We start from the raw sequence: 21,510 nt of genomic DNA, 5'->3' as shown, positions 1-21,510 counted from the left end.
CCTTCGAGACGGAGGTGTGTCGATGAATGCAGTCGCTTCAACCAAGGGGTCGTCCTCGCGCGGCCTGCGTATCGCGATCGAAGTGATCGTGGTGCTGGTCGTGCTGGTCGCGATGGCCATGAGCACGAAGGTCGTGAAGATCGGTTCGGGTCCGGATGCGACGAGCAAGGAGTTCGAGCCCGCCGCCTACGGCGCGAAACAGTTCCCGAAGACGCAGGCGGCGATCTCGAAGCGCGCCGTCGATGCCGCGACGCTCGCCGCCGCCATCGCCAAGGATCAGGACGCGGCCGGCAAGCAGTACGGCATTGCGGGCGGCGGCATCGGGCCGGAGATGTCGGTGAAGTTCACCGGCGTCGCGGGCAACGACGATTCGGGCATCTATGACGTGAAGGTGCCCGGCCTGCCGGATACGCTCAAGATCCGCGTGCAGACCGGCCCGGCCATCAACGGCACCGACCTGCGCGACGCCACCGGCGACATCAGCTTCGGCCAGTTCACGAATCAGATCGACTATCAGAACGCGGGTTACGCGATCAATGCCGAGATGAAGAAGCAGGTCTTGTCGAAAGTCGATACGGCCAAGCTGTCCGGCAAGACCATCGAGGTCACCGGTGTGTTCCAGCTCGTCAATCCGAACGGCTGGCTCGTGACTCCCGTGAAACTGGACGTGAAATGAGCACCGCCACTCCCACTCCTGCTCCAACCGGCGCGGCGAAGGACAGCGTGTTGCTGTCGGCGCGCGACATCGTCAAGTCCTACGGCGGCGTGCATGCGCTGAAGGGCGTGAACTTCGAGATTCATCGTGGCAAGGTCACGACGCTGTTCGGCGAGAACGGCGCGGGCAAGTCGACGCTGATGAAGATCCTGTCCGGCGTCGAGAAGCCGACCTCCGGCGAGATCGAACTCGATGGCGCGCCCGTCGCGTTCACGTCTTCCACCGATGCCCGCAATCACGGCATCTCGATCATTCACCAGGAGCTGAGTCTCGCGCCGAACCTGAGCGTGCGCGACAACATCTTCATGGGCCGCGAGATCCGCACGCGCACCGGCGTGAACTTCGCGGAGGAAGCGCGCCAGACCCGCGAGCTGATGCAGGAACTCGAAGAAGACGTCGATCCGATGACGCTGATCCGCGATCTGCGGCTCGGCCAGCAGCAGGTGGTCGAGATTGCGCGCGCGCTGTCGGTGGACTCGCGCATCCTCATCATGGACGAGCCGACGTCGGCGCTGAGCGCGTCGGAAGTCGAAGTGCTGTTCAAGGTGATCCGCGACCTGACGAGCCGCGGCGTGTCCATCGTCTATATCTCGCATCATCTCGAAGAAGCCTTGCAGGTCACGGACTACGCCGTGGTGCTGCGCGACGGCCGCATCACCGCGACGGCCGAGCGCAAGGACATCGACCTCGGCTGGATCGTGCGCAACATGGTCGGCGAGAACTTCGACCTCGGTTCGCCGCCGACCGGCTATGCATTCGGCGAAGTCGCGCTGGATATCGACGAAGTCAGCGTCGCCGACGAATCCGGCTCCGGCGCCTCGGTGGTCGATCACCTGTCGCTGCAAGTGCGCGCAGGCGAGATCGTGTGCATCTATGGACTGATGGGCGCGGGCCGCACCGAACTGCTCGAAGCCGTGGCCGGACGAAAACGCCTGCCCGTCACCGGCGGCACGATCCGGCTCGAAGGCGAGAACCTCGCGGGCCTGAGCATCGCGCAGCGCATCGGCCGGGGACTTGTGCTCGTGCCCGAAGACCGTCAGCGCGACGGCCTCGTGCCGACCATGAGCGTCGGCTCGAATCTGTCGCTGGCCAGCATTCGCAGCTTCGTCAGGGGCGTGCTGATGTCGCCGCCCGCCGAACGCGAACTCGTCGGCGAATCGATCCGCAACGTGCATGTGAAGACCTCGGGCGCGGGCGCCTCCATCCGTTCGCTTTCGGGCGGCAACCAGCAGAAGGTGGTGATCGGCAAGATGCTCGCGACCGGCCCGAAGGTGATCCTGCTCGACGAACCGAGCCGGGGCATCGACATCGGCGCGAAGGCCGAAGTGTTCCGGCTGCTCGCCGAGAACGCGAAGAAGGGCCTCGCGGTCGTGTATTCGACTTCCGAGGTGGGCGAATGCCTGAGCGTCGCGCATCGCATCATCGTCATGCGGCGCGGCAAGATTTCCGCCGAATTCGGCCCCGACGCCGACAAGGACGACATCATGGCCGCCTCCGGCGAAGCCGTGGTGGCCTGAACGCAGCACAAGGAGACATTCAACATGAACGACGCCGCCAAGACTTCCAGGTCGACTCACTCCGCATCGAACGGAGAAGGATTCGATCTCGGCCGCATGCTGCTCGAAGGACGCGCGTTCTTTGCGCTGATCGCGATCATCATCATCTTTTCATTCCTTTCGCCGAATTATTTCGCATTGGAAAACTTCCTGACGATGGCCTCGCACGTGGCCATCTACGGAATCCTGGCGATCGGCATGCTGCTCGTCATCATCAACGGTGGCATCGATCTTTCGGTGGGCTCGACGCTCGGGCTGTCCGGCGTCGTCGCGGGCTTCTTCATGCAGGGCGTCACGCTGAACCTGTTCGGCGTGGTGCTGTATCCGTCCGTGTGGGTGGTCGTGGTGCTGTGCTGTCTGCTGGGCGCGTTCATCGGCCTCGTGAACGGCATTCTGATTGCGCGCTTCAAGGTGCCCGCGTTCGTCGCGACGCTCGGCGTGATGTATGTCGTGCGCGGCTTCGCGCTGCTGATGACCAACGGCCTGACGTACAACAACCTCGGCGGCCAGGCGGACCTCGGCAACACCGGCTTCGACTATCTCGGCTTCGACCGCCTGTTCCACGTGCCCGTGGGCGTGCTGATCCTCGCCGTCATCGCGATCCTCGGCAGCATCGCGCTCAACCGTTCCGCGTTCGGCCGCTGGCTCTATGCGTCGGGCGGCAACGACCGCGCCGCCGAACTGTCCGGCGTGCCCGTCAAGCGCGTGCTCATCAGCGTGTACATGCTGTCGGGCGTCTGCGCGGCCATCGCCGGGCTGATCCTGTCGTCGCAATTGACGTCGGCCGGCCCGACCGCCGGCACCACCTACGAACTGACGGCCATCGCGGCGGTGGTGATCGGCGGGGCGTCGCTGATGGGCGGCACCGGCAACATCCGCGGCACGCTGCTCGGCGCGTTCGTGATCGGCTTCCTGTCCGATGGCCTCGTCATCATCGGCATCTCGTCTTACTGGCAGACGGTCTTCACCGGCGCGGTCATCGTCCTCGCGGTGTTGCTCAACGCCATTCAGTATCGCCGCCGCGTCAAGCGTCCTGCGCCGGGCGGCGGCCAGCTGGCTTCTCCGCAAGGCGGCAGCAAGGCATGAGCGGTACGTCCGCGAGAAGTATCACGTAGTTCTGCATCCACAACTGACTCTGGAGAGAGACATGAACATGAAGAAGAAAACGCTGCTCCTCGCCGCCGTTGCGCTGGCTGCCCCGCTGTTCGCCGCGCAAGCCCAAGCGGCGGGCGGACTCATCAGCATCATCGTGAACGATCCGGCCAATCCGTACTGGCTCGCCGAAGGCAACATCGCGGCCGCCGAAGCGAAGAAGCTCGGCTATAGCGCGAACGTCTCGGCATCGAAGGGCGACACGAACACGGAAAGCCAGCAGATCGACACGGCCATCACCAACAAGTCGGTGGCCATCATCCTCGATCCGGCCAATGCGAGCGGCTCGGTAGGCGCGGTGAAGAAGGCGGTGGCCGCGAACATCCCGGTGTTCCTCGTCAACGCGGAAATCAACCAGACCGGTCTCGCCAAGGCGCAGCTCGTCTCCAACAACGCGCAAGGCGCGGCGCTCGGCGCGCAGCAATGGGTCAAGGACGTCGGCTCGAAGGGCAATTACGTGGAACTGCTCGGCGCGCCGTCCGACAACAACGCCGCGACGCGTTCCAACGGCTACAAGTCGGTGCTCTCGCAGTATCCGGATCTGAAGATGGTCGGCTCGCAAGTGGCGAACTGGGACCGCACGCAAGGCTTCAACGCGACGCAGAGCCTGATGCAGGCGCATCCGGACGTGATCGGCATCATCAGCGGCAATGACGAAATGGCGCTCGGCGCCATCGCCGCGCTCAAGCAGTCGGGCAAGCTGAAGAGCGTCAAGGTGGGCGGCTTCGATGGCTCGCCCGCCGCCGTGGAAGCGGTCAAGGCCGGCGACCTGCAATACACGGTGCTGCAACCGGTGGCGGAGTTCTCGGCGAAGGCCGTGCAGGAAGCCGATCAGTTCCTGAAGACCGGCAAGACGGGCGCGGCGAGCGAGAAGCAACTGTTCGACTGCGTGCTCATCACGAAGGCGAACGTGTCGAAGTACACCGCACCGTTCGTGCTCTCGAAGTGAGTTGACGGGTTCGGCCCGCGTCGAAGAGGGCGCGGGCCGTTCGATGAGACTTTCCGATCGGCCAGGAAATCATGTCTGAATCTTTGTTCTGGGTCGGCACGAGCTGGAAGATGAACAAGACGCTCTCGGAAGCGAGTGCTTTCGCCGAGGGCTTGCTCGCCAGTCACGACGACCCGCGTATCCAGTGCTTCGTGATTCCGCCTTTCACGGCGATTCGCGAAGTGAAGTCGATCCTCGCCGAGACCAACGTCAAGGTCGGTGCGCAGAACATGCACTGGGCCGAGCGCGGCGCGTGGACCGGCGAAATCTCCCCGCCGATGCTGGTGGATTGCGGCATGGATCTGGTCGAACTCGGCCATTCCGAGCGGCGCGAGCACTTCGGCGAAACCGATGACACCGTGGGCCGCAAGGTCGAAGCCGCCGTGCGCCATGGGCTGACGCCGCTGATCTGCGTCGGCGAGACGCTCGCGGACCGCAACGGCGGACGCGCGCAGGAAGTGCTGGCCGCCGAGGTGCGCGGCGCGCTCGCGCGTCTCACGCCGGAGCAGCACGCAGCGCCCATCCTGTTCGCTTATGAACCGGTATGGGCCATTGGCGAGAACGGTATTCCGGCCAGCCCGGATTATGCCGACGCGCGTCAGGCCGAAATCAGCCGCTTGGCGGAAGAGATGCTGGGCCGTCGCGTGCCCTGTCTCTATGGCGGCTCGGTGAATCCGGACAACTGCGCGGAACTCGCCGCGTGCCCGAACGTGGATGGCCTGTTCATCGGGCGTTCGGCATGGAACGTCGAGGGCTATCTGGACATTCTCAAACGCGTGGCAGCGGTGCTGTGACGCCGGATGCAAGCGCCCATTCATACATCAAGGAGTTCATCATGAAGGTTGCCATTGGCGGAGACAGCGCCGGCGTCGGTCTGGCGCGCGTGCTGGCGGACTATCTGAAAGACCGCTACGACGTGTTCGAGGTATCGAACAACGAGAAGAACCCCGGCGAGTTCTACGCGGATCTCTCCGACCGCGTCGCGTCCGGCGTGGTCAGCGGCGAGTATGATCGCGCCATTCTGGTGTGCGGCACGGGCATCGGCGTCAGTATCTCGGCGAACAAGGTGCCGGGGATTCGCGCGGCGCTGTGTCACGACACCTATTCGGCCGAACGCGCGGCGCTCTCGAACAACGCGCAGATCATCACGATGGGCTCGCGGGTGATCGGTCCGGAAGTGGCCAAGGCCATCGCCGATTCGTTCCTGACCAACACCTTCGATGAAAACGGCCGCAGTGCGGGCAATGTGAAGGCGATCGATCAGGTGGATGCGAAGTATCACCGTTGAACCGGCCTGGCCGGCTCAGCGCCTGTCGATGACGCGTGACAGCCGGCTGCCCGAGAACTGGATCAGCTGCACGAGCAGCACGATCACGATGATCGTGAAGATCATGGTGTCGGTCTCGAAACGGAAGTAGCCGTAGCGGATCGCGAAGTCGCCGATGCCGCCACCGCCTACCGCGCCGGCCAGCGTCGAAAACGACAAGAAGCTGATGGTCGCGATGGTCAGTCCGTAGACGATGCCCGAGCGCGCTTCGACCAGCAGCACGCCGAAGACGATCCTGGGCAGCGTGGCGCCCATCGAGACGGCGGCGGTGATGACGCCGCGATCGACATCGAGCAGCGACTGTTCCACCAGCCGTCCGTAGTACACGACCGCGACAATCGACAGCGGCACCGAAGCGGCCACCGTGCCGAGCGACGTGCCCAGCAGGAAGCGCGTGACCGGAATGAGCGCGACGATCAGGATCATGAACGGGAACGAACGCACGATGTTCACGAGCACGTCGAAGAGCGCGAAGAGCCGGGGCCGTTCCACCAGCCCGCCACGGCGGGTGAGATAGAGCAGCGTGCCCACCGGAATGCCGATCAGCACGGCGGCCGCCAGCGCGATGCCCACCATCAGGAAGGTCTCGCTCAGGGACACCAGCAGTTCGGGCAGACGGTGCAGGATATTGGCGACGATGGGGTCGATCGTGTCATGCATAGGCGCGCCTCGCTTCCGCCGGTGCGGCGATGACGGTGTCACGTTGCCGCACGAGCAGGCGGCCGATATCGGTGACGGGTTGATGATGGCGATCGGCGAGCGCGAAGGTTTCGACGAGCCTGCCTGCTTCCATGACGCCCACCTTGTTGCAGATCTCGTTCACGATCGACATCTGATGCGTGACGATGACGATCGTCACGCCGAGTTCGCGATTGAGCTTCAGCAGGAAGTCGAGGATTTCCCGGGACGAATGCGGGTCGAGCGCCGAGGTCGGCTCGTCGCACAACAGGACCGAGGGACGGTTTGCCATCGCACGGGCAATCGCCACGCGCTGCTTCTGGCCGCCTGACAGCGTCGCGGGCCAGGCATCGTGCTTGTCGAGCAGCCCGACGATCGACAGGCATTCGCGTACCCGGGCGTCACGCTGCGCACGCGGCAGCCTCGCGATCTCGAGCGGAAACGAGACGTTCGCCGCCACGGTCTTGTTGCTGATCAGATTGAAGTGCTGGAAGATCATCGCGACGGACTGCCGCGCCTCGCGCAATTCGGCGGGACTCAGTTCCGTGAGGTCGCGTCCTCTCAGGCGCACACTGCCGCTCGACGGGCGGTCGAGCAGGTTCATCATACGGATGAGCGACGACTTGCCCGCGCCCGAAAAGCCCACGATGCCGAAGATGTCGCCTTCCTCGACCCGCAGGGACACTTGCGTGACGGCTTCGACGCGTTGCTTGCGCGCCTCGTAGTGCTTGCTGACGTTGTCCAGTTCGAACATGAGCGCCTCACGAAAGGTGGGATCGGGTGATCAGAACAGCGGCTTGACCGAGTCGCCGAACTTCTGCGTCATGAACTGACGGACCTCGGGCGTGGTCAGCGCCTTCGCGAGCTTCTGCACCGCTTCGTCGTTCTTGTTGTCGGGCCGCGCCACCAGTCCGCTCGGGAAGCGGTCCACCTTTTCCGTGATCAGCGCGTCCTTGGCGGGACTCATGCCGAGCTGCAGGATATAGGCGGCGTTGATGGCCACGAGGTCCGCGTCGTCGAGCGTGCGCGTGAGCATCAGCTGATCGACTTCGCGGAACTTGAAGTGATGCGGATTGCCGGCGATATCGGCCTGCGTCGCCTTGATGCCGGCGCCGGGGCGCAGCGTGATGAGGCCGTAGTCGGCGAACAGCGCGAGCGAGCGGCCGCTGTTGGCGGGATCGTTCGGGAACACGATCAGGCTGCCGTCCGGAAGATCCTTGATCGACTTGTAGCGGCGTGAATACGCGCCGAACACGGACGTGAAGACGGGCGTCACGGGCACCAGCTGCGTGTGATTGTCGTGATTCGACTGGTCGAGGAAAGGGAAGTGCTGGAAGAAGTTGGCGTCGAGCTGCTTCTGCGCCGTCAGCGGATTGATCTGCACGAAGTCGGTCATCTGCACGACCTGCACGTCGATGCCCTGTTGCTTCAGGTCGGAGTGATCGAGTGCGAACTTGAGGATGTCGGCATAAGGCGCGACGCCTCCCGTGGCGACCTTGAGCACGCGCGGCTTGGCGGGCGCCGCATGGGCGACCTGCGCCTGCGCGCCGGCCGCGAGCAGGCCGCTTGCAATGACCCCGATGGCCAGTTTGAGCACGGTTTTGGAGAACATGGTGCTGCTTCCTTTTCTATGGTGTGGATGAGTGCTGCGAGAGACGAAGTCGAGCGGTCTTACTCGACGAAACGGAATGCCGCGCCCGGATGCCGGTCGGGAAGCCGCGCGCCGCGCGGGGCGAACAGCTTCTCGCGCAGCGTGCCGGGGGTGTAGCCGTGCTTGTAGCGGCCACGGCGCTGAAGCTCGGGCACGATCAGGTCCGCGAAATCTTCGTAGGCCTCGGGCGTGACGGCATAACTCAGATTGAAGCCGTCGATGCCGGTCGCATCCATCCATGCTTCCATCTCGTCGGCCACCTGTTCCGGCGAGCCCACGAACAGCGGCCCGCGTCCGCCAATCGCGTTGTGGCGCGCGAGTTCGCCGACGGTCCACACGCGCTCCGGGTCGCCGGTCGTGAAGTTTTCGAGCGCGGAGCGAATGCCGTCTTCGATCTTCAGATGCCGGATCGGCGCGTCCGGATCCAGCCGCGAAAAGTCGATGCCGGTCCATCCGGAGAACAGCGCGAGCGCCGCGTCGGTGCTGATGAAGCGTTCGTAGTCGGCGAGCTTGTCGCGCGCCTCGGCTTCGGTGCGGCCCGCGATGATCGTCGCCATCGCGAAGAACAGGATGTCGTCGGCGCGGCGCCCCGCGCGCACGGCCTCCGCGCGCGTGGCGGAGACCACCGGCGCGAGCACCGCCTGGCTCGGTCCGCTCACGTACACGCATTCGGCGTGTCTGCCGGCGAAGCGCTGGCCGCGCGCCGACGACCCGGCCTGGAACAGCAAGGGCGTGCGCTGTGGCGAGGGCTCGGCCAGATGGATCGCGTCCATTTTGAAATGACGGCCCTCATGGACGATGCGCCGCACCTGTTCCGGCCGCGCATAGACGCCGGTCGCGCGGTCGCGCACGGCGGCCCCGTCCTGCCAGCTGCCTTCCCAGAGCTTGTAGACCACGTCCATGTATTCGTCGGCGATGGCATAGCGGTCGTCATGCGCAATCACGCCGGACTGTCCCAGCGCGCGGGCGCTGCTCCGGCTGTATCCCGTGACGATGTTCCAGCCGATGCGTCCGCCGGTCAGATGATCGAGCGTCGACATGCGGCGCGCAAACGGATAAGGCGGCTCATGGTTCGCATTGCTCGTCACGCCGAAGCCAAGATGCGCGGTCGCGAAGGCCATCGCCGAGATCGACATCAGCGGATCGTGCTTCGGGACTTGCGCGGCATGGCGGAGCGCGGCGTCGGTATTGCCGCCGTGGATGTCGTTGAACTCGAGGCTGTCCGCGATGAAGAGGGCATCGACGAGCCCGCGCTCCAGCGTGCGCGCGAGCGACACCCAGTAATCGAGCGACGCATAGTCGAGCGAACGGTCACGCGGATGACGCCAGAGCCCCGGCGACTGATGCACCGGACTTTGCATCGCGAACGCGTTGATGCGGATCGGTGCTTTTACAACCGACATGGCGGGTGTGCTCATGCGTGACTCCGCACCGGCCGTTGCAGCCCGAGATGATCGCGCAGCGTGCGTCCTTCGTATTCGCGGCGAAACAGGCCGCGCCGTTGCAGTTCGGGAATCACGTAATCGACGAAGTCGTCGAGGCCGCCCGGCAGCCAGGGCGGAAGAATGTTGAAGCCGTCGGCGGCGCCGTTTTCGAACCAGTGCTGCAGGCGGTCGGCGATCTGCACGGGCGTGCCCGTCACGGTATGGTGGCCGGCGCCATTGCACACGTGACCGTAGAGCTGCCTGACCGTGAGCTTGTGCCGGCGCGCGAGATCGAGCAGCAGCTTCTGCCGGCTCCGATGGCTTTCGGTGACGGGCAGGTCGGGCACGAGGCCGTCGAGCGGATAAGCGGACATGTCCACGCCGATCAGCGTGGAGAGAATGCCCAGCCCCGCGTCGGGGTGAATCAGGTCCAGCAAGGCGCGATGCTTTTCCTGTGCTTCCTTTTCGGTGCGTCCGATGAACGGCTGGATGCCGGGAAGGATCTTCACGGCATCGGGCGCGCGGCCCAGCGCGGCCACCTCGAGCTTCAGGCGCGCGTAGTAGGTCTGTGCTTCCTCGAGTGTCTGCGCGGCGACGTACACGGCATCGGCCGTGGCAGCGGCGAGGCCGATGCCGTCATCGGACGAACCGGCCTGGAAGATCACCGGATGCCCCTGCGGCGAGCGCGCGAGATTGAGCGGCCCGCGGACCGAGAAATGCTCGCCGCGATGATCCAGCACGTGCAGTCCCGCCGGATCGAAGTAGCGGCCCGTGTGCTTGTCGCGCACGAAGGCGTCGTCGTCCCAGCTGTCCCACAGACCGCGCACGACCGCAACGAACTCGCGGGCGCGGCTGTAGCGGCTGGCATGATCCGGATGATGCTCACGATTGAAATTGCGCGCTTCGCCATCGGTGAACGACGTCACGACATTCCAGCCCGCGCGTCCGCCGCTCAGATGATCGAGCGTCGCGAACTTGCGTGCGACGTGATACGGCTCGTTGTAGGTCGTCGATGCCGTCGCGGCCAGTCCGATGCGCGACGTCACCACGGACAGCGCCGACAGCAGGCCGAGCGGTTCGAGATTCACGGTGATCGGCGAGCGGCTCAGCTGTTCGACCGTCTCGCGCTCCCGCAGGCCGACGGCATCCGCGAGGAAGAGCACGTCGAAGCGGCCGCGTTCCGCCGTCTGCGCCAGCTTGCGATACAGCTCGAAGCCATGGTCGCCGCCGAGTTCCGCGTCGGGGTGACGCCAGCCCGCCGTGTGATGTCCGTTCGGTTGCAGGAGCGTCGCGAGATGCATGCGACGGGGAGGCGCGGCAGCCATGATCGTGGTCTCGTGGAATGCTGAGGCGGCGTGCGCCTGGTGTGCACGCCGGGGGAAAAGCATTGTCGCGAGAGATGACCGTCGGGCAAACCAACGAATGCAGATATCGTTATCGCGCGATGGCGCGCGGCGGAGTGCGCCGTTTTATTTGCTGGCGATCCGGTTCAGTGCGTGCGGTCCTGCATAATGGACCGCCCAGTCCAAACAAACATCGGAGAAGTCGATGCTGCTGTCTGAACAAAACGTACTGGTGACCGGTGGCGCGCGGGGCCTTGGCGCGGCCATCACGGAAGCGCTGGCTCGCGAAGGCGCGGGCGTCGTCATCAACTATCGGCAGAGCGAGGCGCAGGCGCACGCGCTGGCCGAGCGTCTCGGGCCGCGCGTGGTGGCTGTGCAGGGCGACGTCACCGACGCCGCTTCGGTCGCCCGCCTGTTCGACGAAGCCAACGCCAAGACCGGCCGGCACATTCATGCCGTGGTGAACAACGCATTGGCCGATTTCAGCTTCGACGGCGACGCGCGTCCGAAGCTCGGCGACATCGAATGGACGCGCTTTCAGCAGCAGATCGAAGGCGCTGTGAAAGGCGCGCTGAACACAATCCAGGCCGCGCTGCCCGCGATGCGCGCGGCGGGCTTCGGCCGTATCGTGAATGTCGGGACCAACCTGTTCCAGAATCCGGTCGTGCCGTATCACGACTACACCGCGGCCAAGGCGGCGTTGCTGGCGCTGACGAGAACCGCGTCGAACGATCTCGGGCCGGACGGCATCACGGTGAACATGGTGTCGGGCGGCCTGCTGCGCACCACCGACGCCAGCAGCGCGACGCCCGAAGCCGTCTTCGACATGGTCGCGGGCTTCACGCCGCTGCGCCGCGTCACGACGCCCGCCGAATTCGCCGATGCGGTCCTGTTCTTCCTGTCGCCGTGGGCGCGCGCGGTGACGGGACAGAACCTCGTCGTCGATGGCGGTCTGGTCAAGGGCTGAGCCAGACCGCGCGCGCTTACAGCTTCGCGTAGATCGAACTGCCCAGCGTCAGGGTCGAGTCGTTGCCTGGCGCGAAGCGGATCTCGTACAGATCGCGGCCGAAGTTGCCGGGCACTTTCACCGACATGAAGCCGCGATCGTCTTCGAGCGGCACGATGAGCTGATAGCGCAGATCCTCGTTGCCGTACAGCACGTAGCCCGGCAGTTCCGGGAGGCTCGTAAGGAAGGCAGGCTCGTTGCCGAGCACGACGATGGGCACGGCGGACGGTGCGTCGTTCGTCAGCGTCCATTGCGTGCCGAGGCGCTGTTGCCAGGCGGCGTCGAGCGGGGCGAGCGGCGCCAACTGCTGGCCGAGCGGCAGCGTCAGATACGCATAGCCCGCGCCGGGCACCACGCGCTTCATCAGGTAGCGGAAGTTGTAGGGATTGCCGCCGCTGTCGGTGCCCGTCACCACGGTGAATTGATAGGCCGAGGTGGGATCGGCGCTGCTCGCCCACCAGCCGTCGCTGCGATACTGATACGCGCCGAGCTGCTTCCATACGCGCGTCTTCCCGTTCCACTGGTTCAACTGCACGCTGCCGTCCGCATTGGCGATGACTTGCAGCGGCGAGTCCGAATTGCCGTAGATGCCGCCGGCCGCTGCGATATTCGGCCCCGACGACACCGGCGCCACCGTGGTGCCTACCTTCGGCGGCAGCGCGGCGATGGTGCCGTCTTCCTTCAGCGCGGACAGCACCAGCGCTTCCGCGATGCCGCGCGCGTCATAACCGGAATTGCCGGTGATGAGCAGGGCCAGCTGCGCCTTCGGCACGACGAAGAACTCGGTCGAGTAGTACGCGGTGCCGCCATCCTTTTCCCAGCCGAGCACGCCGGCGGCGCCCAATGCCGGCTGCTGCACCGAATCCCAGCCGAGACCCCAGTGGAAATCGGGCGCGGGGTTGATCGTGAGTTGTGTGGTCTGGTCCATGCCCATCTCCGCGATGCCCGCCGACGACACCACGCGCGTTCCCTGGAACACGCCGCCGCCGAGGAACATCTGCGCGAGATTCATCATGTCGGTCGGCGTGGAGCTGAGGCCGCCGGTGGCATACGCGTTGACGAATTCCTGATACTGCGTGCCGTTCACGAACGGATAAGAGAACGAGCCGCTGGAGGGCACGCTCGTCAGATAGCTGGAGCTCGTCATCTTGAGCGGCGCGAGGATGTTCGTCTGCACGAAATCCGCGTAGGTCTGCCCGCTGAGCGCCAGCACGAGCTGTTCGACCATCGTGAAGCCGTCGTTGCAATACACGGCCAGCTCGCCCGGCAGATGTTTCAGGTGCGTGTTGGCGAGTTCGGCTTGCGTGTCGGCGGCGTAGCCCGCCACCGGAGCGAACGTGAACAGGTTGCGGCCATTCGTTCCAGGAAATCCCGACGAGTGCGACAGCAGATGCCGCGTGGTGATCTGCGCGAATTCCGGCGAGAGCATCGTGAAGGTCGGCAGATACTTGACGATCGGGGTATCGAGCGCGAGAAGTCCGCGGTCCTGCAGGATCGCCGCCGACAGCGCCGCGAACAGCTTGCTGACCGAGCCGATGTTGAAGCGCGTCTGCGTCGTCGCGGCGGTCTTCGCCGGCACCGACGACACCCCGAAAGCCTGCTGCCAGAACACCGTATTGCCCTTGAGCATGGCGACGGAGATGCCCGCCACCGGTTCTTCCGGATCGTTGATGGCCTGCTGGATCATCTGCTGACCCATCGCGACGGTCTGCGGATACGACGAATGATCGTCGTCGCTACTGCCGCAGCCGGGCAGCAGGGTGGCGAGCAGGCCGGCGCCGGTCATGCCGAGGAAGTGGCGGCGCTCGAGGCGAACGGGGGCTGGGTTGATGCGCTTGATGTCGGACACGGCAGTTCCTCTCACAGGGCGGAGAAGTGCGGTTGGAATGGCAACGTGCGCTGCGTGACCTGGGAGAAGCTGGTGCGGCCGGGGCCGTGAAACGGGACATCGCGATTGCTGTGTTGCTTGTTCATCGTGCGCAATGCGACGGACGTCGCCGCTCGAGCGAGCAGGCGACGTCCGGTCCCTTCGATGACGCGCTTCTTAAGTCACTGCCGAGAAATATACGTTAGGAATGGGAATGAGGGTAGGTAAATGAGAGTCCCGGCCGTCGATCCCGCGTTACCGGCACTCCGCCTGATACCACTGGTCCACGATACGCTGCGCCTGATGCAGGTCGTCCGGGTAATACGGGTCGAAGAACAGCGACGGGTTGTAGCCCGCTTCTTCGAGGGCGGCCAGTTCGCTGTCGTTGCGCGCGCGCGTCAGGGGCGCCTGGCTTTTGAGCGCGGTGAGATCCACGCATTGTTGGGGACTCAGGTGCCGGCCATTGGCGCCGGTGCCGTATTGCCCGGCGGAGGTGACGCAGCCGGCCAGCGCAACGGCCAGCGCACCGATGGTTATGGTTAGTCGTGTTCCTGACAGCTTCATGGTGCGTCTCCGCTGATGGCGCTGCCGGCAGTATGAACGATGCCCGCGCGGCCGGCAGGCGCGGCGCACGCCGGCATCGCCCTCAGGATGGATCGGCGTCAGGCTTGTCAGGCTGGCCGGGCTCGTCCTCGACTTCGACCGGCGCCTCCGGTTCCAGGGCCTTGGCGGCATGGATTGCATCGTCCTTCTTTGCCGTCACCACCACGAAGGTATGGTCTTCCCGAGGGATTTCGGCTTTCCAGCCGGGCTTCGCAGGGGTCACTTTCACGTCTTTGCTCATGTCCGGCTCCCGTGTACGTTGAGACAAACACAGAGCATCGGGAATGCCCGCCCGGTTCGTCACGCGGGAATGATGCGTTCGCGCTTCAGGCGGTCGAACAGGTCGAAGAACGCATCGGGCGTGCTCTGATAGTCGAGAAAGCCGAGCTTGCGGCTCTTCGACATGTCGGTGAGCACTTCCATCGGGCGGCCGAGGTCGGCGTCCGTATGCCACCAGGACACCAGCCGGTCGATATCCTGCTCGGCCAGACCATGCCGCGCCGCAATATCCGTCCACTGGGCGCGCGCCTGCTGCATGCGGCTGTCGAGCGGACGCGTCTCGCCGTCGAAAGGCGCCGGCTCGATGCCGAAATACCCGGCGATGCGCGCCCACATCCAGTTCCAGCGGAACACGTCGCCGTTGACGACGTTGAACGCCTCGTCGCGGGCCGGCGCGGACGTCGCGGCCCATTCGAGATGGCGGGCGAGCAGACGCGCGTCGGTCATGTCGGTGAGTCCGTTCCATTGCGCGGCCGAGCCAGGGAACACGAAGGGCGCGCCGGTTTCCTTGCACAGCGTGGCGTAGACGGCGAGCGTCACGCCCATGTTCATCGCGTTGCCGACCGCATAGCCGATGATCGTATGCGGCCGATGCACGCTCCAGCCGAAGCCATAGCGGCTGGCGGCCTCGAAGAGCCGGTCTTCCTGCTCGTAATAGAAGTTGTCGACGGGCTGGCGGCCCTGTTCCTCGCGGAACGGCGTCGTGGGCACGCTGCCCTGGGCATACGCTTCGAACGGACCGAGATAGTGCTTCAGGCCGGTGACGAGCGCGGCATGCGACAGCGCGCCGCCCGGGCCGAGCGCCGCGAGCACGTTCCCGACCATCGCGCCGTTGACGCGGATGTTCTCGGCTTCGGTCGCCTGACGCGCCCATGCGGTGAAGAAGACGTGGCTGAACTGGCGCTCCTTGAGCGCGTCCGCCACCGAAGCCGCCGACGTGAGGTCCGCCGTGATCGGTTCCATGCCGGCGGGAACGGGCGTGCGGCCGCGCGACAGTCCGGCAATCGTCCAGTCGCCGCGCGCGTGAAGGTGCTCGGCGAGGTTGCGTCCGACAATACCGGTGCCGCCGATGATCAGTGCTCGTTTATCCATTGCTTCTCTTTCTGTTCGGGTGGGTGAATGCGGTCGGTTCCGGCCGACGCGGAGGCGTATCGCATCAGTGTGCCGTCTCGCCGGGAAACCTGCTGACATCACCTGATGACTTACGCACGCCCCATTCCACCTAAAAAACCGCTTGCAATGTATTTTGTTTGAGTATCATCGGAATACATTGAAGCCCGAACCAGATACAGAGAGCGGGTTTTCCACCACTGAACCGAAGGCACGCACCACAAGGAGCAGTCAATGAGCGACACGCTGCATGCGCCGGGCGACGTAGCGCAGGCGCAGATGATCGAGGACCGCACTTACCGCAAGGTCACGCTGCGGCTGATTCCCTTCCTGATCCTCTGCTATGTCGCGGCCTATCTGGACCGCGTGAACATCGGCTTCGCGAAACTCCAGATGCTGAGCGACCTCCAGTTCAGCGAAACCATCTACGGCCTGGGCGCGGGCGTGTTCTTCATCGGCTATTTCCTCTTCGAGGTGCCGAGCAACCTGATGATGCAGCGCGTCGGCGCGAAGGCCTGGATCGCCCGCATCATGGTGACGTGGGCGCTCATTTCCGGCGCCTTCTTCTTCGTGCAGACGCCCACCCAGTTCTATGTGCTGCGCTTCCTGCTCGGCTCGGCCGAGGCAGGCTTCTATCCCGGCATCGTGCTCTATCTCATGCAGTGGTATCCGGCGCGCCGCCGCTCCCACGTGCTGGCCATCTTCATGGTGGGCATTCCGCTGGCGGGCATCATCGGCGGGCCGCTGTCGGGGTGGATCCTCGAAGCCTTCAATGGCTCGCACGGGCATCCGGGCTGGCGCTGGCTGTTTCTCATCGAGGCGCTGCCGTCGCTCGTGCTGGGCATCGCGGCGTTCTTCTATCTGGAGAACCGTCCGGAAAAGGCGATGTGGCTGACACGCGAGGAAGCCGCGATCATCGCGAATGCGCTCGATTCGGTCCCGTCCAAGCACACGCGCATCTCGCAGACGGTCGGCCAGGTGTTCCGCGACCCGCGCATGCTGTTGATGGCGCTGATTTACTTCTGCGTCATCATGGGCCAGTACGGCCTGACCTTCTGGATGCCGACACTCATCAAGGCATCGGGCGTCTCGGGCGCGCTGCATATCGGCGTGCTCTCGGCGATCCCGTTCATCTTCGGCGCGATCGCCATGGTCTCCTGCGGCCACAATTCGGACCGTACCGGCGAGCGCCGCTGGCATCTGATCGTGCCGATGCTCGTCGGCGCGGTGGGTTATGCCGTCACGGCCGGCGCGGGATCGAACGTGCCGCTCGCGTTGCTCGGCCTCTCGCTGGCGGCGGCCGGCGTGCTGACGCCCGGGCCGCTCTTCTGGGCGCTGCCGTCCGCGATCCTCGCCGGCACGGGCGCGGCGGCGGGCATCGCGGCCATCAATGCGTTCGCCGGGCTCGCGGGCTTCGTGAGTCCCTATCTGATCGGCTGGCTGCGCGATCTCACGCATACCTCCGTGATCGCCATGTATGTGTCGGCGGGCGTGCTGGTCGTCGGGGCCGCGATGATCCTGCTGATTCCCGCCAAGCTCGTGAACCGCTGATTTTTCGAATCTCGCAGTAGGGAAGCCGGCATGCCGCGTGATGCGCATGCCGGTTTTTTTTCGTCCACAGCAGTGTGAATTTGTATTTCTTCGTGTTAGTTTGTGTATTCATAGAAACCACATAGAAATACATTAAGGAGGACAATCATGGACTTGAACCTGAAAGGCAAATCGGCGCTGATCACGGGCGCATCGAAAGGCATCGGGCTGGCGACGGCGTGGGCATTCGCCGCGGAAGGCGTGGCGGAGCTGCACCTGGCGGCGCGTTCGGCGGATGCGCTGCATCGCGCGCAGGACGAGATCGCGACGAAGCACGGCACGCGCGTCCACGTGCATGCGACGGATCTCTCCGTCACGCAGAACGCCATCGACCTGGCGCGCGCCTGCTCGAACGCGGACATCCTGGTGAACAACGCGGCGGATTCCAGCCCCGGCCCGCTCGACAAGATGAGCGACGCGGAGTGGCGCGCGAGTCTCGACATGAAGATCTTTTCCTACGTCACGCTGACGCGCGAACTGTATGCGTCAATGAAGCAGCGCGGCAGCGGCGTGATCGTCAACGACATCGGCAATTCGGGCGAGAACTGGGACGCGAACTACATCATCGGTTCGACGGGCAACGCGGCGATGATGGCCTTCACGCGTGCGATCGGCGGCTGGGCGCTGGACGACGGCATCCGCGTGGTGGGCGTGAATCCGGGACCGGTGGCCACCGACCGCATGGTGAAGCTGATGAAGCGCCGCGCGCTCGACTGGTACAACGACGAAAGCCGCTGGGAAGAACTGTTCGACAAATATCCCGGCAAGCGTGCAGCCCGTGCCGACGAAGTGGCCGGCCTGATCGTATGGCTTGCGTCGGATCGCGCGGCTTATATCACGGGCACGATCGTGACCATCGACGGCGGCATTGCGTCGCGCCGTTCCATCATCTGAGGGGGACGACATGCGTCGATTCGAGGAACGCAACGCCTATTTCGACCGGCTCTGCAACAGCGAAGGGCTGATGTGGCTGGGCCAGAACACCAATCACTTCGAGCCGCATCCTGCCGTGCGCCAGGCCGTCATCGACGCACTCGATGGCGGCGAGTACCACGCCTATGCGCCGCCGCTCGGCTTCGAGGAACTGCGGCAGCTGATCCGCGAGGACATCGGCTTGCCGGATGCGTCGGTGATGGTCACCGACGGCGCGGTGGAAGGGCTGTACAACGTCTGCCGCAACATTTGCGAAGCGGGCAAGGATTTCGTCACCACCAATCCGAGCTGGGCCTGGCCGATGCAGTTCGCCGCGCGCGCCGGCTCGCGCGTGATCGAACTGCCGATTTACTCGGCCGGCCAGCACTATAAGCTCACGCCCGCGCAACTGCGCGCGGCGGTGAACGAGAACACCGGTGTGATCTATCTGGTGGACCCGAACAATCCGCTCGGCACCTGTCACACGGAAGACGAGATTCGCGAGTTCGCGGAGATCGCGCGTTCGGTCGGCGCCTATTTCATTCATGACGCCACCTACTTCCAGTTCGCCGACAGCTTCACGCCTGCTTACCGCTTCTATCCCGAGAAGACCATCGTCACGTACAGCTTCTCGAAGTGGCTCGGTCTGGCGGGCATGCGGCTCGGCGCGGTGATCGCGCATCCGGATCTGATCGAACGCTTCGCTTCCGCGCCGCCGAACAATCTCGGCAGCAATGTGCTGTCGCAACGCGCGGCCATCGCCGGGCTGCGCACGAAGAACGATTGGTTTCCCGAGATCAACCGGCGTCAGCGACGCAATCAGGCGGCGGTCGTCGAGGCAGCGAAGAATGTGGAAGGATTGAGCGTGCCGGTGTATCCGTCGCAGGCGAATCTGCTCGTCGTGGAAACCATCAACGCGGGCATCACGCCGGAAGCGCTGGTGGAGGCGTTCCAGGCCGAGCGTGTGATGATCCGTCAGGGCGCATACCACACGAAGGAATTCGGGCATCGCTTCGTGAAGGTGAGTCTGACGGTGCCGGAAGCCTGGGCCGACCGCTTCTGCGAACTGCTGCCTTCGATGGTCGAGCGCGCGCGGTCCATCAAGCAGCCCGCGAATCAATTCTGACGAGGCCGGAACCGACATGCCGTATTTGAAAACCACCGACGATGTGAACCTGTACTACGAAGAAGCCGGCGAAGGCACGCCGCTCGTCTTCGTGCATGAATTCGGCGGCGACCTGCGCAGCTGGGAACCGCAGATGCGCTACTTCAGCCGGCGTTATCGCTGCATTGCCTTCGCGGCGCGCGGCTATGCGCCCTCCGACGTGCCCGACGACATCGAGCGCTATTCGCAGTCCATCGCCGCGCGCGATATCCGCGACGTGCTCGACGCATTGAAGATCGATCGCGCGCATATCGTGGGCCTGTCGATGGGCGGCCTCGCCACGCTGCACTTCGGGCTCGACTATCCGGAGCGTGCCCGTTCGCTCGTGGTCGCGGGCGCGGGCTATGGCGCGGAGAAGGCATTCGAGGATCACTTCCGCGACGTGTCGCTCGAAGTGGCGAAGCAGTTCGAGGCGCAGGGCGCCGAGCAGTTCTCGAAGACTTACGCGCTGGCGGCATCGCGCATTGCGTTCCAGGTGAAGGACCCGCGCGGCTGGCTCGAATTCGCGACGATGCTCGGCGAACATTCCGCGCGCGGCTCGGCGCTGACGATGCGCGGCGTGCAGGCGCGCCGTCCGTCCATTTATGACCTCGAAGCCCGTCTTCAGGCGATGACGGTGCCGACGCTGATCGTCGTCGGGGACGAGGACGATCATTGTCTTCAGCCCGGCATCTTCCTGAAGCGCACGGTGCCGGCGAGCGGACTGGTCGTGATGGCGAAGACCGGCCATACGCTCAATCTCGAAGAACCGGCGCTGTTCAATCAGCATGTCGCCGAGTTTCTCGCGATGGTCGAGCAGGACCGCTGGCTGCCGCGCGATCCGCGCGCGGTGCCCGCGCAGATCATGAAGACATCATGAGCGCGCCGGCACAGACCCGCGCAAGCGCGTTCGTCGATGAACAGCGTCTCGCTGGCCGGCTCGACGCGATGGCGCGCATCGGCGCCACGGAGAAGGGCGGCGTGAACCGGCAGGCGCTCTCGGCGGAAGATGCGCAGGCGCAGCGCGAACTCGTGCGCTGGGGCGAGGCGCTGGGCCTCAAGCCGTCCGTCGATGCCATCGGCAATCTGTTCCTGCGCCTCGAAGGCACGGACGTGAACGCGCCGCCGGTGATGTCGGGATCACATCTCGATTCGCAACCGACCGGCGGCAAGTTCGACGGCGTCTATGGCGTGCTGGCCGCGTTCGAGGCCGTGGAGGCGATCATCGCGTCGGGCGCGAGGCCGCGTGCGTCCATCGATATAGTTGCGTGGATGAACGAGGAGGGCTCGCGTTTCGCGCCCGGCATGATGGGATCGGCGGTGTTTGCGGGGGCGCGTGAACTCGATGATGTGCGCGCCGTGACGGACAAGGCTGGCGTCAGCGTGGCGGCGGCGCTCGCGGACGTGCGTGAATCCTTGCACGATGTGCCCGAGCGCGCGCTGGGGCTGCGGCCGGCCGCGTTCGTCGAAGCGCATATCGAGCAAGGGCCGATGCTGGAGAGGGAGGGATTGACCATCGGCGTCGTGACGGGCATCCAGGGCAAGCGCACGTTCAAGGTGCGCGTGGACGGCGAGGCGGCGCATGCGGGCACGTCCACGCGCGCGGAACGCAAGGACGCGCTGCTGGCCGCCATCGCGATGGTGCAGGCGCTGGCCGATGCGATGCACGACGCCGAGGACATCGTGAAGTTCACGGTCGGGCGTTTCGATGTGAAGCCGAGCGCGCCGTCGGTGGTGGCGAGTTCGGTGGACTTCTCCATCGACTTGCGGCATCCCGACTCGGACACGCTGACGCGTCTCGGCGACCGCATCGCGCCGATCTGCGAGGCGCATGCGGGCGTGTGCACGGTGCAGGTGACGGAGCTTTCCACGGCGATGTCGCTCGACTTTCCTGAACGGATGCGCACGTTGATCCGTGAAGCCGCGACCCGGCTCGATCTGCCGCAGCGCGACATCCTGTCCACGGCGGGCCACGATGCGCGCTATCTGCACGCGGTGTGTCCGAGCGGCATGATCTTCGTGCCGTCGCATCTCGGGCTGACGCACTGCGAGGCGGAATTCACGGCGTCGGCGGATCTGGCTGCCGGGACGCGCGTGCTGGCGGATGTGCTCGTCGAACTGGCTTCGTGAATGGCTTCCTGAAGGCGGGAGCGGGGCTTGCTGAC

At 65.0% G+C, this 21,510-nt stretch carries 21 protein-coding genes; 12 read left to right on the top strand and 9 right to left on the bottom strand.

All coding sequences use genetic code 11. The features are described 5' to 3' along the window. The first annotated feature begins 22 nt into the window (after positions 1-22). From QCE83_RS19980 to QCE83_RS19955, 6 genes are all read left to right on the top strand, one after another. Positions 23-676 carry a DUF2291 domain-containing protein gene (locus tag QCE83_RS19980; protein ID WP_309814744.1) on the top strand — a complete coding sequence of 218 codons (654 nt, stop codon included), beginning with the start codon at positions 23-25 and terminating at the stop codon, positions 674-676. Continuing rightward, complete coding sequence (locus tag QCE83_RS19975; RefSeq protein ID WP_309814742.1) at positions 673-2,232, top strand: sugar ABC transporter ATP-binding protein; 1,560 nt, start codon at positions 673-675, stop codon at positions 2,230-2,232. The genes QCE83_RS19980 and QCE83_RS19975 overlap by 4 nt, the downstream gene beginning before the upstream one ends. 24 nt (positions 2,233-2,256) lie before the next feature. Continuing rightward, positions 2,257-3,357, top strand: coding sequence for an ABC transporter permease (locus tag QCE83_RS19970; protein ID WP_309814739.1), 1,101 nt, complete (start codon positions 2,257-2,259; stop codon positions 3,355-3,357). A 61-nt stretch (positions 3,358-3,418) separates the two neighbouring features. Beyond that, positions 3,419-4,372, top strand: coding sequence for a D-ribose ABC transporter substrate-binding protein (locus QCE83_RS19965; RefSeq protein ID WP_309814736.1), 954 nt, complete (start codon positions 3,419-3,421; stop codon positions 4,370-4,372). 71 nt (positions 4,373-4,443) lie between these two features. After that, positions 4,444-5,205 (top strand): triose-phosphate isomerase, encoded by a 762-nt coding sequence (locus tag QCE83_RS19960; protein ID WP_309814734.1) that lies wholly within the window; start codon positions 4,444-4,446, stop codon positions 5,203-5,205. A gap of 41 nt (positions 5,206-5,246) precedes the next feature. After that, the gene (locus tag QCE83_RS19955; protein WP_309814731.1) at positions 5,247-5,699 is read left to right on the top strand and encodes an RpiB/LacA/LacB family sugar-phosphate isomerase; all 453 of its coding nucleotides are present in this window, start codon (positions 5,247-5,249) and stop codon (positions 5,697-5,699) included. A gap of 15 nt (positions 5,700-5,714) precedes the next feature. On the opposite strand, the gene QCE83_RS19950 is transcribed toward QCE83_RS19955, so the two are convergent. Genes QCE83_RS19950 through QCE83_RS19930 form a run of 5 tightly spaced genes read right to left on the bottom strand, consistent with a single transcriptional unit; the run spans position 5,715 to position 10,816 of the window. Continuing rightward, on the bottom strand, positions 5,715-6,377 hold the full coding sequence (locus QCE83_RS19950; protein ID WP_404985231.1) for a methionine ABC transporter permease: 663 nt from the start codon (positions 6,375-6,377) through the stop codon (positions 5,715-5,717). 13 nt (positions 6,378-6,390) lie between these two features. Continuing rightward, on the bottom strand, positions 6,391-7,170 hold the full coding sequence (locus QCE83_RS19945) for a methionine ABC transporter ATP-binding protein (protein ID WP_309814726.1): 780 nt from the start codon (positions 7,168-7,170) through the stop codon (positions 6,391-6,393). A gap of 30 nt (positions 7,171-7,200) precedes the next feature. Continuing rightward, on the bottom strand, positions 7,201-8,028 hold the full coding sequence (locus QCE83_RS19940; protein ID WP_309814723.1) for a MetQ/NlpA family ABC transporter substrate-binding protein: 828 nt from the start codon (positions 8,026-8,028) through the stop codon (positions 7,201-7,203). Positions 8,029-8,087: 59 nt separating this feature from the next. Further along, positions 8,088-9,485, bottom strand: a complete 1,398-nt coding sequence (locus QCE83_RS19935) for an LLM class flavin-dependent oxidoreductase (RefSeq protein WP_309814720.1) — start codon at positions 9,483-9,485, stop codon at positions 8,088-8,090. After that, positions 9,482-10,816: an LLM class flavin-dependent oxidoreductase gene (locus QCE83_RS19930; protein ID WP_309814717.1), complete on the bottom strand. Its 1,335-nt coding sequence runs from the start codon at positions 10,814-10,816 to the stop codon at positions 9,482-9,484. The genes QCE83_RS19935 and QCE83_RS19930 overlap by 4 nt, the downstream gene beginning before the upstream one ends. Before the next feature lie 223 nt (positions 10,817-11,039). Between QCE83_RS19930 and QCE83_RS19925 the strand changes: the two genes are divergently transcribed. Then, positions 11,040-11,801: a 3-oxoacyl-ACP reductase gene (locus tag QCE83_RS19925; RefSeq protein ID WP_309814715.1), complete on the top strand. Its 762-nt coding sequence runs from the start codon at positions 11,040-11,042 to the stop codon at positions 11,799-11,801. 16 nt (positions 11,802-11,817) lie between these two features. Here QCE83_RS19925 and QCE83_RS19920 read toward each other — a convergent pair whose 3' ends face one another. From QCE83_RS19920 to QCE83_RS19905, 4 genes are all read right to left on the bottom strand, one after another. Then, complete coding sequence (locus tag QCE83_RS19920) at positions 11,818-13,626, bottom strand: serine hydrolase domain-containing protein (protein WP_309815507.1); 1,809 nt, start codon at positions 13,624-13,626, stop codon at positions 11,818-11,820. Positions 13,627-13,962: 336 nt separating this feature from the next. Next, positions 13,963-14,271, bottom strand: a complete 309-nt coding sequence (locus QCE83_RS19915) for a DUF4148 domain-containing protein (RefSeq protein ID WP_309814712.1) — start codon at positions 14,269-14,271, stop codon at positions 13,963-13,965. 82 nt (positions 14,272-14,353) lie between these two features. Further along, a complete protein-coding gene (locus QCE83_RS19910; RefSeq protein ID WP_309814710.1) occupies positions 14,354-14,551 on the bottom strand; it encodes a hypothetical protein in 198 nt (65 codons plus the stop codon). Positions 14,552-14,610: 59 nt separating this feature from the next. Continuing rightward, positions 14,611-15,681, bottom strand: coding sequence for an SDR family oxidoreductase (locus QCE83_RS19905; RefSeq protein WP_309814707.1), 1,071 nt, complete (start codon positions 15,679-15,681; stop codon positions 14,611-14,613). 252 nt (positions 15,682-15,933) lie between these two features. On the opposite strand from QCE83_RS19905, the gene QCE83_RS19900 reads away from it, so the two are divergent. The 5 genes from QCE83_RS19900 (at position 15,934) to QCE83_RS19880 (ending at position 21,475) form a co-directional block, all read left to right on the top strand. Then, positions 15,934-17,250, top strand: a complete 1,317-nt coding sequence (locus QCE83_RS19900; protein ID WP_309814704.1) for an MFS transporter — start codon at positions 15,934-15,936, stop codon at positions 17,248-17,250. A gap of 147 nt (positions 17,251-17,397) precedes the next feature. Further along, entirely contained in the window at positions 17,398-18,183 is a 786-nt protein-coding gene (locus QCE83_RS19895; protein ID WP_309814699.1) for a short-chain dehydrogenase/reductase, read from the top strand. A 10-nt stretch (positions 18,184-18,193) separates the two neighbouring features. Then, positions 18,194-19,327 (top strand): pyridoxal phosphate-dependent aminotransferase, encoded by a 1,134-nt coding sequence (locus QCE83_RS19890; RefSeq protein ID WP_309814696.1) that lies wholly within the window; start codon positions 18,194-18,196, stop codon positions 19,325-19,327. 16 nt (positions 19,328-19,343) lie between these two features. Continuing rightward, entirely contained in the window at positions 19,344-20,225 is an 882-nt protein-coding gene (locus QCE83_RS19885) for an alpha/beta hydrolase (protein WP_309814693.1), read from the top strand. Beyond that, positions 20,222-21,475 carry a hydantoinase/carbamoylase family amidase gene (locus QCE83_RS19880; protein ID WP_309814690.1) on the top strand — a complete coding sequence of 418 codons (1,254 nt, stop codon included), beginning with the start codon at positions 20,222-20,224 and terminating at the stop codon, positions 21,473-21,475. The genes QCE83_RS19885 and QCE83_RS19880 overlap by 4 nt, the downstream gene beginning before the upstream one ends. The last annotated feature ends 35 nt before the right edge of the window (positions 21,476-21,510 follow it).

This window comes from Caballeronia sp. LZ034LL (assembly GCF_031451215.1).
In the GTDB taxonomy this organism is placed as follows: domain Bacteria; phylum Pseudomonadota; class Gammaproteobacteria; order Burkholderiales; family Burkholderiaceae; genus Caballeronia.
Note: the sequence above shows the minus strand (reverse complement) of the source record. Positions and strands in the feature narration are given on the sequence as shown.

Excerpts from the sequence above, each read along its gene's own strand:
- QCE83_RS19920 (WP_309815507.1), bottom strand. The coding sequence starts at position 13,626 with ATGACCGGCGCCGGCCTGCTCGCCACCCTGCTGCCCGGCTGCGGCAGT.
- QCE83_RS19940 (WP_309814723.1), bottom strand. The coding sequence starts at position 8,028 with ATGTTCTCCAAAACCGTGCTCAAACTGGCCATCGGGGTCATTGCAAGC.
- QCE83_RS19980 (WP_309814744.1), top strand. The coding sequence starts at position 23 with ATGAATGCAGTCGCTTCAACCAAGGGGTCGTCCTCGCGCGGCCTGCGT.
- QCE83_RS19955 (WP_309814731.1), top strand. The coding sequence starts at position 5,247 with ATGAAGGTTGCCATTGGCGGAGACAGCGCCGGCGTCGGTCTGGCGCGC.
- QCE83_RS19890 (WP_309814696.1), top strand. The coding sequence starts at position 18,194 with ATGCGTCGATTCGAGGAACGCAACGCCTATTTCGACCGGCTCTGCAAC.
- QCE83_RS19905 (WP_309814707.1), bottom strand. The coding sequence starts at position 15,681 with ATGGATAAACGAGCACTGATCATCGGCGGCACCGGTATTGTCGGACGC.
- QCE83_RS19945 (WP_309814726.1), bottom strand. The coding sequence starts at position 7,170 with ATGTTCGAACTGGACAACGTCAGCAAGCACTACGAGGCGCGCAAGCAA.
- QCE83_RS19970 (WP_309814739.1), top strand. The coding sequence starts at position 2,257 with ATGAACGACGCCGCCAAGACTTCCAGGTCGACTCACTCCGCATCGAAC.
- QCE83_RS19900 (WP_309814704.1), top strand. The coding sequence starts at position 15,934 with ATGAGCGACACGCTGCATGCGCCGGGCGACGTAGCGCAGGCGCAGATG.
- QCE83_RS19895 (WP_309814699.1), top strand. The coding sequence starts at position 17,398 with ATGGACTTGAACCTGAAAGGCAAATCGGCGCTGATCACGGGCGCATCG.
- QCE83_RS19960 (WP_309814734.1), top strand. The coding sequence starts at position 4,444 with ATGTCTGAATCTTTGTTCTGGGTCGGCACGAGCTGGAAGATGAACAAG.
- QCE83_RS19975 (WP_309814742.1), top strand. The coding sequence starts at position 673 with ATGAGCACCGCCACTCCCACTCCTGCTCCAACCGGCGCGGCGAAGGAC.
- QCE83_RS19965 (WP_309814736.1), top strand. The coding sequence starts at position 3,419 with ATGAACATGAAGAAGAAAACGCTGCTCCTCGCCGCCGTTGCGCTGGCT.
- QCE83_RS19915 (WP_309814712.1), bottom strand. The coding sequence starts at position 14,271 with ATGAAGCTGTCAGGAACACGACTAACCATAACCATCGGTGCGCTGGCC.
- QCE83_RS19925 (WP_309814715.1), top strand. The coding sequence starts at position 11,040 with ATGCTGCTGTCTGAACAAAACGTACTGGTGACCGGTGGCGCGCGGGGC.
- QCE83_RS19930 (WP_309814717.1), bottom strand. The coding sequence starts at position 10,816 with ATGGCTGCCGCGCCTCCCCGTCGCATGCATCTCGCGACGCTCCTGCAA.
- QCE83_RS19885 (WP_309814693.1), top strand. The coding sequence starts at position 19,344 with ATGCCGTATTTGAAAACCACCGACGATGTGAACCTGTACTACGAAGAA.
- QCE83_RS19910 (WP_309814710.1), bottom strand. The coding sequence starts at position 14,551 with ATGAGCAAAGACGTGAAAGTGACCCCTGCGAAGCCCGGCTGGAAAGCC.
- QCE83_RS19935 (WP_309814720.1), bottom strand. The coding sequence starts at position 9,485 with ATGAGCACACCCGCCATGTCGGTTGTAAAAGCACCGATCCGCATCAAC.
- QCE83_RS19880 (WP_309814690.1), top strand. The coding sequence starts at position 20,222 with ATGAGCGCGCCGGCACAGACCCGCGCAAGCGCGTTCGTCGATGAACAG.